Origin of the sequence: Rhodanobacter sp. PCA2 (genome assembly GCF_013620825.1) — a bacterium.
Taxonomy (GTDB): Bacteria; Pseudomonadota; Gammaproteobacteria; order Xanthomonadales; family Rhodanobacteraceae; genus Rhodanobacter_A.
Genome location: NZ_NJIC01000014.1, coordinates 1 through 10,253 on the forward strand (window position 1 = coordinate 1; position 10,253 = coordinate 10,253).

The following is a 10,253-nucleotide window of genomic DNA, read 5'->3' on the forward strand; positions in this document are numbered from 1 at the left end:
CGCCAGGGGCTTCAGATACTGCTGGGTCATGGATTTCCCTCTCATGGAATGTGATGGAGCCGCCGGGGCGGCGTTGTGCGCATGCTGGCCGGTTTCGGGCACCCCCCGTCCGGCCATGACCGCTCACGCTAGGCCGATCGTCATGGTCGGCACAGTGTCAAAGGTCAGGGGGGATGGGGCAAGCGGGGTGGACCTACAGGGGCTGTTCGGGCAACGGACGTGGCGGGGGCAGGCTGTCGGGCGACACCGCGCCGCCGGAGATGATGAACGCCATCGCCTGGTCCATCGTCCAGTCGGTGGGCGTGAGCTCGCTCATGGGCACCAGTTCGAGGTAGCCGCCGGTGGGGTTGGGCGTGGTGGGGATGTATACCGCCGCCATCTCGCGCCCGGTGCCTTCCTCGACCAGGGTGCGGGTGACGAAACCCACCACCTTCATGCCCGGGCGGGGGAAATCCACCAGCACCACGCGCTGCGTGCCGCCGGGCTTGTTCTGCAGCACCGCCATCAGTTTCTTGGTGCCACCGTAGATGGTCTGCACCAGCGGGATGCGCTGCAGCACGCCGTCGAACGTCTCGATCAGGCGCTGGCCGATCACCCGGTTCGCCAGCCAGCCCAGCAGGTACAGCGCCAGCAGGGTGATCAGCAGCGCCACGATGAACACCAGCCAGCGCTGGTTGAGCGTCTCCGCCGCATGCGGCGCCGCGAGCGCCAGCGCCTCCACCAGCGCCGCCACCAGCGGCGCGCCGATGCCGGCCAGCAGCCCCAGCACGAACTTGAACACCAGCACGGTCACCCACAGCGGCAGGAAGGTGAGCAGGCCGGTGATCAGATAGCGTTTGAGTCGCAGGGGAGGCATGGCGGCACGCGCGGGAAAAGGCAGCCCATTGTAGGGAACGACGCCGGGCCGCGCGTACATGCCCCCGCGTACGTTGGGGCATGGCGGCAAGGCGCTGTGACTTTTTCCGCGCGCGCGCGAATCATGCTGGCAACGACGGAATGCGCGGACGGACATGGGCGGCAAGGCAGACCAGCAACGCTTCGAGACGCTGTGGCGAGAGCACCGGGGCATCGTGCTCAAGGTGGCCGGCGTCTACGCGCGCGGCGCCGAGGAGCGGCTGGACCTGGCGCAGGAGATCGGCGCGCAGCTGTGGCGCTCCTTCGCCTCGTTCGACCCGGACAAGGCGAAGTTCAGCACCTGGCTGTATCGCATCGCCTTGAACGTGGCGATCTCGCAGCTGCGGCGCGAGAGCGGCGGGGACGGGCGCTTCGAACCGCTGGACGAAGCGCACCTCGAAACCATCGCTGGCGAGCCCGTCGCCGAGCGCGACGAGCGCATCGACGCGCTGCACGCCTTCATCGCCGAGCTGGACGGGCTCAACCGCGCGCTGATCCTGCTGTACCTGGAAGACCGCAACTACGCCGAGATCGCCGAAGTGCTCGGCATCAGCACCACCAACGTGGCCACCAAGATCAACCGCATCAAGCAGACGTTGCGCGGCCGGATGACCGCCGCGACCACCACGGGAGCATGACCATGGAACTCGATGAGATGAAGCAGGCATGGGCACGCATGGACCTGCGCCAGGACGGCATGGAGGCGCTGCTGCGCGAGGACTTCCGCGAGCGGCGGCTGGACAAGCTGCGCACGACGATGCGCTGGAGCCTGGCGGGATGGGCGGTCGAGATTGCCTGCTGGGTGGCCTTCGTGGCGTGGGTGGCCTCGTTCTGGGTGGATCATCGCCACGTCACGCATCTGCTGGTGATCGGCCTGCTGCTGCACGCCTACGGTATTGCCGGCATCTGGTCGAGCGTGACCCAGCTGATCCTGCTCAGCCGCATCTACCTGTTCGATGCGCCGGTGCTGGTGCTGCAGCGGCGGCTGGCGCAGTTGCGTCGCTTCCGCATGATCAGCACGCTGGCGCTGGGTTTGCCATGGTGGTTCCTGTGGCTGATCTTGCCGCTGGTGGCGCTGACCTGGTGGTCCGGCGTGGACGTGTTTGCCGGGTCATCCGTGTGGATCTGGGCAAACATGGCGGTCGGTGTGGTCGGCATTGCCTTCAGCCTGTGGCTGGCGCGTCGCCTGGTCAACCGCCCGGTCCGTTCGCCGTGGCTGCAGCGCATGATCGACGACATGAGCGGCTGCAGCCTGGCGCGTGCCTCGCGGCAACTGGATGAGATCGCGCGCTTCGAGCGCCAGTAGACGCGCCGCGTCTTTCCGGCGAAGGCCTGAGTCCGGGTGTGTGATTTCCGCGACAAGCCAGTGGCGAAGGCACTGGATTCCGGCCTGCGCCGGAATGACGGCGAGGCGACGCCTCGGCGAGCCCGAAGCTTCAATCGCACATCGGGTGAGATCGCATGTTTCGAACGCGAATGCACGCATCCGTCATTCCGGCGCAGGCCGGAATCCAGGCATCGGATGTTTGGATTTTCGCGACAAGCCGGCCGTGAAGGCACTGGATTCCGGCCTGCGCCGGAATGACGATCGGGTTCGCCGGAGTGCCGGTGAAGCGCCGCTTCAGCGGGCCTGCGGCTTCAGCCGCACGTAGATCTGCTTGCGCACGCGGGCGACGACCTCGCCGGAGGCGGTGACGACGTCGGTGTCGAACCAGCGCAGCACCTTGTCGCCGCCGGCCGCCGCGTTGCGCAGTTCGTCGATGGTGGCGTCGTCCAGGCGGAAGTGGGCGTAGACGTCCTCGCGGCCGGGCGCCACGAATTCGATGCTGCCGGCCTTGTCCCACACGTAGTAGTCGTTGCCCAGCCGGTGCATGACCAGCAACATCCAGAACGGATCGGTCATCGCGAACAGGTTGCCGCCGAACTGGCTGCGCACGTAGTTGCGGTTCCACGGGCGCAGGCGCAGCACCACTTTCGCCTCACCGTAGTCGTCGCCCAGCGATTGCACGCGGATGGCGTTGACCAGGAACGGCGGCCACAGGTTGAGCAGGCGCCGGAAGGTGGAGGCCTTCATCAGAACAGCAGCGAGGCCATGCGGCGGCGGTAGCGGCCGACCAGCTCGGCGTCGTCCAGCGTGGCGAAGGCGGCGAGCAGGCGCTTCCTGCCGGCGCCGTCGTTCCAGTCGCGGGCCTTCTCCAGGATGGCGATGAATTGTTCCAGGCCGGCGGCGGGGTCGTTGCCCAGCAGCATGCGCACGCCGAGCAGGTCGCGCGCCTGCCAGTCGGCGGGGTTGGCCTGCACGCGCTGTTCGAGCTCGGCCTGCGTGGGCGCGTCCTTGAGGCTGCGCGCCAGGTCGAGCTGGTGGCGCAGGCGCACGGCGCGCGCGTCGGTGGCGAGGTTGGCGGGCAGGGCGTCGAGCTCGGTGGCGGCGTCGTCGCTGCGGCCGGCCTGGGCCAGCGCCACGGCGAGGTCGAGCTTCAGCTCGGCCTGGTCGGGCTCGGCGGCGATGGCCTGCTGCAGGCGATCGATCGCCGCTTCCGGCGTCTCGGCCGGCGCCTCGACGGCTTCTTCGGCCACGCCACCTTCCAGCGGCTGCACGTGGCGCGCCAGGAATTCGCGCAACTCGCCCAGCGGCAGCGCGCCGGCGAAGCCGTCGGCGATCTGGCCGTCCTTCACCAGCACCACGGTGGGCACGCTACGGATGCCGAACATCGCGGCGAGCTGCTGGTTCTTGTCCACGTCCACCTTGCCGAGGCGGAACGCGCCCTTGTACTCCGCGGCGAGCTGCTCCAGCAGCGGGCCCAGCGTCTTGCACGGGCCGCACCAGGTGGCCCAGAAGTCCACCAGCACCGGAATATCCAGCGAGGCGTTGATCACCTCGGCTTCGAAGTTCTGTTCGGTGACGTCGAAGACGTGGTCGAGGGCGGTATCGGTCACGGGGGATTCCGGCAGCTGGGGAGTGGGGGCGCGCCGGGCACGGCCGGCGCATCGCTGATGCAGATCGGGGCGCAGCCGAGCATATCAAGGGACTGGCACCGGCTGATGGCGCTTCAGCCGCCAGCCGGCGGAATTTGCGAGAATCCACCGATGGAAGCGTCCTCCCGGGATATCGCCGCCGCCGCGGCCACGCCTGCGCTGCTGATCTGCGAGCAGTGCGACACCGTGCACAGCCGCCGCCCGCTGGCGAAGGGCGAGGTGGCCGAGTGCGCGCGCTGCGGCGCGGTGCTGGAGCGCTGCCGCGGCATGTCCACGGACGCGACGCTGGCGCTGGTGCTGACCGCACTGGTGGTGTTCGCGCAGGCCACGCTGTGGCCCATCGTGACGCTGGGCCTGAATGGCCAGTACGTGGCCGCCACGCTGTGGGACATGATCCGCCTGATGTGGTTCGACCACTCGCAGGTGGTGGCGGTGCTGGCGGCGGCCACGCTGTTCGTGTTCCCGCTGGCCAAGACCCTGATCCTGGGCTGGCTGCTGCTGTACGCGCGCAGCGGCCGGCGGGCGCCGGGTTTCCGCACGCTGATGGTGGGCCTGCACCACCTCGGGCCGTGGACCATGAGCGAGGTGTTCGTGCTGGGCGCGCTGGTGTCCATCGTGAAGGCGCACCTGTACTTCGACGTGATCCCCGATCCGGGCATCTACGCGTATGCCGCGCTGATGCTGCTGATCACGCTGTTCGCCGGCATGGACCTCACCCGGCTGTGGGACGAGACGCGTGAAGAGAATGTGGAGGCGGCGCCGTGAACGCGCTGCCTCGCGCGGACGCGCTGGGCCTGATCGGCTGCCACGTCTGCGGCCAGGTCTGCCGGGCGGCCGGCGACGAGGAAGGCGACGGCGTGCAGTCCTGTCCGCGCTGCGGCTCGACCCTGCACCGACGCAAGCCGGCGGCCTACGCGCGCACCTGGGCGCTGCTGATTGCGGCGTTCCTGATGTACATCCCCGCCAACGTGTTGCCCATCATGCGCACGGCCAGCCTGGGCGACATCGACGACAACACCATCCTCAGCGGCGTGGTGGAGCTGTGGGTGAAGGGTTCGCCCGGCCTGGCGGTGATCGTGTTCTGCGCCAGCATCATGGTGCCGATGCTGAAATTCCTGGCGCTGGGCACGCTGCTGATCAGCTGCCGCCGCGGCAGCGGCTGGGCGCGCCGGCAGCGCGCGAAGCTGTACCGGCTGGTGGAGCTGATCGGCTACTGGTCGATGCTGGACGTGTTCGTGGTGGCGCTGCTCACCGCGCTGGTGCGCTTCGGCTACTTCAGTCTGGTGGAACCCTTGCCGGGCGTGGTGTACTTCGGCCTCACCGTGGTGCTGACCATGTTCGCCTCGATGTGTTTCGATCCCCGGCTGATCTGGGACGGCAAGGAAGATTCAGATGACTGACGAGAAATCCGGCGCGCCGCAGCCGATGGGTGGCGGCGAGCTGCCGCGCACGGTGGTGCGCAAGCGGCGCACGAACGCCTCGCTGATCTGGCTGGTGCCGATCCTCGCGGCGGTCGTCGGCGTGTCGCTGGTGGTGAACAGCTGGCTGCAGGCCGGCCCGGGCATCACGATCACGTTCCAGAGCGCGCAAGGCCTGGCCGAGGGCAAGACGCCGGTGAAGTACAAGGACGTGGTGATCGGCAAGGTGGACAAGATCCGTCTCAGCGGCGACCGCAGCCACGTGCTGGTGAAGGTGGCGCTGGACAAGAGCGCGAAGGCGTTCGCCACCAGGGGCACGCGCTACTGGGTGGTGCGCCCGCGCATCGGCCTGGGCGGCGTCTCCGGCGTGGACACGCTGTTCTCCGGCGCCTACATCGGCGCCGACACCGGCGATTCCAGCGAGCCGGAGGACGAGTTCAAGGGCCTGGAGAATCCGCCCGCGGTGACGCACGGCGAACCGGGCAAGAGCTACACCCTGCACGCCGACGACCTGGGCTCGCTGGACATCGGTTCGGCGGTCTACTTCCGCCGCATCCAGGTGGGGCAGGTGGTGTCCTACCAGCTGGACAAGGACGGCCAGGGCGTGTCGCTGCAGGTGTTCATCGACAGCCCCTACGACCGCTTCGTGGGCACCGCCACGCGCTTCTGGAACGCCAGCGGCGTGGACGTGTCGCTGGGCGCGAACGGGCTCAAGCTCAACACGCAGTCGCTGGCCACCGTGCTGGCCGGCGGCGTGGCGTTCCAGGACCCGCCCGGGCCGCACGACACCACGGCCGCGGCCGACGGCGCCAGTTTCCGGCTGTTCAACGACGTGACGACCGCGATGGCGCCGCCGGACGGCGAGCCGCATTACATCCGCATGCGCTTCGACCAGTCCCTGCGCGGGCTGGCGGTGGGCGCGCCGGTGGAATTCCTCGGGGTGAACTTCGGCAAGGTCGTGTCCATCCGCATGGACTACGACGAGAAGACCCAGCGCTTCCCGCTGGTCGTCGGCGCCATCGTCTATCCCGACCGGCTGGGGCAGGCGCACGACAAGCTGGTGGCGCTGGCGAAGCAGCGCGGCGACAACGCCGACATCTCGCACATGGTCGGCAAGCTGGTCGAGCATGGCCTGCGTGCCCAGGCGCGCACCGGCAACCTGCTCACCGGCCAGCTCTACATCGCCATGGACTTCCTGCCGCATGCGGCGAAGGTGCGCTACGACCCGGACCTGCGGCCGCTGGAGATTCCCACCGCGCCGGGCAGCTTCGACAAGCTGCAGGAGCAGATGGCCAGCATCGTCGGCAAGCTCGACAAGATCCCGTTCGACCAGATCGGCAACCACCTCAACGACTCGCTGGCCAGCCTGGACGCCACGCTCAAGCAGGTGAACGGCAAGACGCTGCCGTCGCTGGACGAAACCATGCGCGACACCCGCAAGACGCTGGGCACGGCGAACGACACGCTGTCCAGCGATTCGCCGGTGCAGCAGAACCTGGGCGTCACGCTGCAGGAGGTGCAGCGCACGATGCGCTCGCTGCGCGTGCTCACCGATTACCTCGGCGTGCATCCGGAGTCCCTGCTGCGCGGCCGCCAGGCCGATCCGGTGCCGGCCGCGCCGAAGCCGGCCGCCGCCCCCGCCACCCCCGCGCACAGGAGCCAGCCATGAGCCGCCTGCGTCACCGGACCCTCGCCGGCGTGCTCGCGCTGGGTCTCGCCGGCTGCGCTTCCGCGCCGCTGCACTACTACACCCTCGCCGTGCCGGCGGGCAGCCAGGCCACTGCGGCGACGCCGGCGCCGTATCCGTTCGAACTGCTGCCGGTGAGCGTGCCGGCCCAGGTCGACGTGCCGCAACTGGTGGTGCGCGAAGGCGGCCAGGGCATGCTGCCGCTGGATGGCCAGCGCTGGATCGCGCCGCTGGGCGACGAGATCCGCGGTGCGCTGGCGGCCGACCTGGCCCGGGCGCTGGGCGTGCCCGACATGAGCGGCCTGCCCGGCAACGGCCAGCCGCGCCTGCGCGTCACGCTGACCGTGCGCCGCTTCGAATCGGTGCCCGCCAGCCACGCCCTGATCGACGCGGCCTGGAGCTTGCGCCTGGTGGGCGGCTCCGGCGGCCAGGATGCGCTGGCCTGCAGCAGCCGGATCAGCGAACCGGTGGCCGCGGGCTACGACGCGCTGGTGGCCGGTCACCAGCAGGCGCTGGCCGCGCTCGCCGGGCGCATCGCCGACACGGCGCGCCGTTACGAGGCGGGGCAGTCTCCCGGCTGTCCGGCGGACTGAGCGCCGGCCGGGTGAGGCGGGCATTCTGCTAATCTGACCCGTTCTCCCGGCAGCCCGCGCCCCGCGCCGCGCTGCCCGCAAAGACCACGGCAACGGAACCATGCAAGACATCCACGACACCAGCAAGACCGAGCAGGACTATCAGCCGCAGGCGGTGGAAGCCGCCGCCCAGCAGTACTGGAGCGCGCAGCACGCCTACGAGGTCAAGGAAGATCCCGCGCGGCCGAAGTTCTACTGCCTCTCGATGCTGCCGTATCCGTCGGGTGCGCTGCACATGGGCCACGTGCGCAACTACACCATCGGCGACGTGATCAGCCGCTACCAGCGCATGCAGGGTCGGAACGTACTGCAGCCCATGGGCTGGGACGCGTTCGGCCTGCCTGCCGAGAACGCCGCGATCAAGAACCGGACCGCGCCGGCCAAGTGGACCTACGCCAACATCGAGCACATGCGCAGCCAGCTGCAGTCGCTGGGCTACGCGATCGACTGGAGCCGCGAGTTCGCCACCTGCCGCCCGGAGTACTACCGCTGGGAACAGTTGATGTTCACCCGGCTGATGAAAAAAGGCCTGGCCTACCGCAAGAACAGCGTGGTGAACTGGGACCCGGTGGACCAGACCGTGCTCGCCAACGAGCAGGTGGTGGACGGCCGCGGCTGGCGTTCCGGCGCGCCGGTGGAGAAGCGCGAGATCCCGCAGTGGTTCCTGCGCATCACCGACTACGCGCAGGAACTGCTTGACGGCCTGGACACGCTGCCCGGCTGGCCCGACGCCGTGAAGACCATGCAGCGCAACTGGATCGGCCGCAGCGAGGGCCTGGAAATCCATTTCGCGGTGGAAGGCGAGGGCGAGCCGCTCACCGTCTTCACCACGCGCCCCGACACCCTGATGGGCGTCACCTTCGTCTCCATCGCGGGCGAACACCCGCTGGCGCTGAAGGCTGCGCAGGGCAACCCGCAGCTGGCGGCCTTCCTCGATGAGCTGAAGCACGGCGGCGTCTCCGAGGCCGAGCTGGAAACGCAGGAAAAGCGCGGCATGGCCACCGGCCTGTTCGCCATCCACCCGGTCACCGGCGACAAGGTGCCGGTGTGGGTCGCCAACTTCGTGCTGATGGGCTACGGCACCGGCGCGGTGATGGCGGTGCCGGGCCACGACGCACGCGACTTCGAGTTCGCGCACAAGTACGGCCTGCCGATCAGGCAGGTGATCGCCGCGGGCGACGAGGCTTACGATCCCGCCAACTGGCAGGAGTGGTACGGCGACAAGACCCGCGCCGACATGCGCGTGGTCCACTCCGGCGAGCTGGACGGCAAGAATTACCGCGAAGCCTTCGACCACCTCGCCGCGAAGCTCGAAGCGGAAAGCAAGGGCCAGCGCCGCGTGAACTGGCGCCTGCGCGACTGGGGCGTCAGCCGCCAGCGCTACTGGGGCTGCCCGATTCCCGTCATCTACTGCCCGAAGTGCGATGCGGTGCCGGTGCCGGAGGACCAGCTTCCGGTGGTGCTGCCCGAGGACGTGGCCTTCAGCGGCGTGCAGTCGCCGATCAAGGCCGATCCCGAATGGCGCAAGACCACCTGCCCGCAGTGCGGCGGCCCCGCCGAGCGCGAAACCGACACCTTCGACACCTTCATGGAGTCGAGCTGGTACTACGCGCGCTACACCTCGCCGGGCGCCCAGGCGCAGGTGGACGAACGCGCCAACTACTGGCTGCCGGTGGACCAGTACATCGGCGGCATCGAGCACGCGATCCTGCACCTGCTGTACTTCCGCTTCTATCACAAGCTGATGCGCGACGCCGGCATGGTGAGCTCGGACGAGCCCGCCACCAACCTGCTGTGCCAGGGCATGGTGATCGCCGAGACCTTCCACCGCGACAACGCCGACGGCTCGAAGGACTGGATCAATCCCGCCGACGTGGAAATCCAGCGCGACGACAAGGCGCGCGTGGTCGGCGCGGTGCTGAAGGCCGACGGCCAGCCGGTGAAGATCGGCGGCATCGAGAAGATGTCGAAGTCCAAGAACAACGGCGTCGACCCGCAGGCCATGGTGGGCAAGTACGGCGCCGACACGGTGCGCCTGTTCTCCATGTTCGCCGCGCCGCCGGAACAGTCGCTGGAGTGGAACGAGGCCGGCGTGGAAGGCATGGCGCGTTTCCTGCGCCGCTTCTGGCGCGAGGTAGTGACGCACGCGGCGCAGCCGGATCATCCGGTGGTCGATCCCGCGCAACTCGACGCCGGGCAGAAAGTCCTGCGCCGCCAGTTGCACGAAACCATCCAGAAGGTGGGCAACGATTTCGGCCAGCGCCACTCCTTCAACACCGCCATCGCCGCGCTGATGGAACTGCTCAACGCGGTGAACCGCTTCACCGACATGAGCGAGCAGGGCCGCGCCGTGCGCCACGAGGCGCTGGAAACCATGGTGCTGCTGCTGAACCCGGTGGTGCCGCACGTCAGCCACCACCTGTGGCAGGTGCTGGGCCACGCCGAAACCGTGCTTGAAGACCAGCGCTGGCCGGTCGTGGACGAAAGCGCGCTGGTGCGCGACAGCCTCACGCTGGCGGTGCAGGTCAACGGCAAGCTGCGCGGCACCATCGAGGTGCCCGCGAACGCCGGCAAGGAAGAGGCCGAGGCGCTGGCCGAAATCGTTGCCCACCTTCTGGATGGTTTCGTGCAACTGGCGGCGCAGGA

General features: G+C 68.9%; 10 protein-coding genes. 7 read left to right on the forward strand and 3 right to left on the reverse strand.

Going from position 1 to position 10,253, the window contains the following annotated elements:
• Positions 1-193: 193 nt before the first annotated feature.
• Positions 194-856 (reverse strand): DUF502 domain-containing protein, encoded by a 663-nt coding sequence (locus PCA_RS05375; protein WP_181301571.1) that lies wholly within the window; start codon positions 854-856, stop codon positions 194-196.
• A gap of 154 nt (positions 857-1,010) precedes the next feature.
• On the opposite strand from PCA_RS05375, the gene PCA_RS05380 reads away from it, so the two are divergent.
• Positions 1,011-1,532: a sigma-70 family RNA polymerase sigma factor gene (locus tag PCA_RS05380; RefSeq protein WP_181301572.1), complete on the forward strand. Its 522-nt coding sequence runs from the start codon at positions 1,011-1,013 to the stop codon at positions 1,530-1,532.
• A 2-nt stretch (positions 1,533-1,534) separates the two neighbouring features.
• A complete protein-coding gene (locus PCA_RS05385; RefSeq protein ID WP_181301573.1) occupies positions 1,535-2,200 on the forward strand; it encodes a hypothetical protein in 666 nt (221 codons plus the stop codon).
• A 315-nt stretch (positions 2,201-2,515) separates the two neighbouring features.
• On the opposite strand, the gene PCA_RS05390 is transcribed toward PCA_RS05385, so the two are convergent.
• Together PCA_RS05390 and trxA are read right to left on the reverse strand one after the other, a co-directional pair.
• Entirely contained in the window at positions 2,516-2,968 is a 453-nt protein-coding gene (locus PCA_RS05390; protein ID WP_181301574.1) for a DUF4442 domain-containing protein, read from the reverse strand.
• Positions 2,968-3,831, reverse strand: a complete 864-nt coding sequence (gene trxA / locus PCA_RS05395) for a thioredoxin (protein WP_181301575.1) — start codon at positions 3,829-3,831, stop codon at positions 2,968-2,970. Before trxA ends, PCA_RS05390 begins: the two co-directional genes overlap by 1 nt.
• Positions 3,832-3,981: 150 nt before the next feature.
• Between trxA and PCA_RS05400 the strand changes: the two genes are divergently transcribed.
• From PCA_RS05400 to leuS, 5 genes are all read left to right on the forward strand, one after another.
• On the forward strand, positions 3,982-4,635 hold the full coding sequence (locus PCA_RS05400; protein ID WP_181301576.1) for a paraquat-inducible protein A: 654 nt from the start codon (positions 3,982-3,984) through the stop codon (positions 4,633-4,635).
• Positions 4,632-5,270, forward strand: coding sequence for a paraquat-inducible protein A (locus tag PCA_RS05405; RefSeq protein ID WP_181301577.1), 639 nt, complete (start codon positions 4,632-4,634; stop codon positions 5,268-5,270). Before PCA_RS05400 ends, PCA_RS05405 begins: the two co-directional genes overlap by 4 nt.
• Positions 5,263-6,957 carry an MlaD family protein gene (locus PCA_RS05410; RefSeq protein ID WP_181301578.1) on the forward strand — a complete coding sequence of 565 codons (1,695 nt, stop codon included), beginning with the start codon at positions 5,263-5,265 and terminating at the stop codon, positions 6,955-6,957. Before PCA_RS05405 ends, PCA_RS05410 begins: the two co-directional genes overlap by 8 nt.
• Positions 6,954-7,568 (forward strand): PqiC family protein, encoded by a 615-nt coding sequence (locus tag PCA_RS05415; RefSeq protein ID WP_181301579.1) that lies wholly within the window; start codon positions 6,954-6,956, stop codon positions 7,566-7,568. Before PCA_RS05410 ends, PCA_RS05415 begins: the two co-directional genes overlap by 4 nt.
• A 100-nt stretch (positions 7,569-7,668) precedes the next feature.
• Positions 7,669-10,253 (forward strand): leucine--tRNA ligase (gene leuS, locus PCA_RS05420; protein ID WP_255436682.1); only part of this gene is annotated, 2,585 nt, incomplete at its 3' end.

What these genes read in the sequence shown, in the direction of transcription:
- PCA_RS05375 (WP_181301571.1), bottom strand. Translation starts at nt 856, where the DNA reads ATGCCTCCCCTGCGACTCAAACGCTATCTGATCACCGGCCTGCTCACC.
- PCA_RS05380 (WP_181301572.1), top strand. Translation starts at nt 1,011, where the DNA reads ATGGGCGGCAAGGCAGACCAGCAACGCTTCGAGACGCTGTGGCGAGAG.
- PCA_RS05385 (WP_181301573.1), top strand. Translation starts at nt 1,535, where the DNA reads ATGGAACTCGATGAGATGAAGCAGGCATGGGCACGCATGGACCTGCGC.
- PCA_RS05390 (WP_181301574.1), bottom strand. Translation starts at nt 2,968, where the DNA reads ATGAAGGCCTCCACCTTCCGGCGCCTGCTCAACCTGTGGCCGCCGTTC.
- PCA_RS05400 (WP_181301576.1), top strand. Translation starts at nt 3,982, where the DNA reads ATGGAAGCGTCCTCCCGGGATATCGCCGCCGCCGCGGCCACGCCTGCG.
- PCA_RS05410 (WP_181301578.1), top strand. Translation starts at nt 5,263, where the DNA reads ATGACTGACGAGAAATCCGGCGCGCCGCAGCCGATGGGTGGCGGCGAG.
- PCA_RS05415 (WP_181301579.1), top strand. Translation starts at nt 6,954, where the DNA reads ATGAGCCGCCTGCGTCACCGGACCCTCGCCGGCGTGCTCGCGCTGGGT.